The organism is Paenibacillus sp. ICGEB2008 (genome assembly GCF_000307675.1).
Taxonomy (GTDB): domain Bacteria; phylum Bacillota; class Bacilli; order Paenibacillales; family Paenibacillaceae; genus Paenibacillus; species Paenibacillus polymyxa.
On the sequence record NZ_AMQU01000054.1, the window covers coordinates 1 to 503 of the forward strand.

Below are 503 nucleotides of genomic sequence, written 5' to 3' on the forward strand. Positions count from 1 at the left end.
CGCCGAAGGTGGGGTAGATGATTGGGGTGAAGTCGTAACAAGGTAGCCGTATCGGAAGGTGCGGCTGGATCACCTCCTTTCTATGGAGAATCGTTTCCTGCAACGGAAACATTCAAATCAGCAGGTACACGTACCTGCGACCGGATATTCAATTCGGTTCATCACATTCGTGTGAATGAAATGGATATCCTGGACTTACTCACTCGTTGCTCAGTTTTGAGAGTTCAAACTCTCAAACTTCGACGAATGTTTCATTCACACATCGTGTGGAACCGAAATATTCATCGGGTTTCGCTTCGATGAAGCGAATTGCACCTTGAAAACTGGATACCGAAACGAAATTGCGTTTTAGAATATTCCTTTAAGCTGATCTTGTGTAAACAAGTGAAATAAAGGTAGCTGCCTTGAATTTCATTCACACGTGAGTGTTGAACCGAAATTCAAAGCAAATCGTATTTACGATGTAAATACTAGGTTAAGCTACAAAGAGCACACGGAGGATG

Annotated in this window: 1 rRNA gene; it reads left to right on the forward strand. The window is 42.9% G+C overall.

Annotated elements, in window-relative coordinates:
• Positions 1-80: ribosomal RNA gene (locus tag C400_RS0125895) — 16S ribosomal RNA — on the forward strand; the annotation flags it as partial.
• Between the last annotated feature and the right edge of the window lie 423 nt (positions 81-503).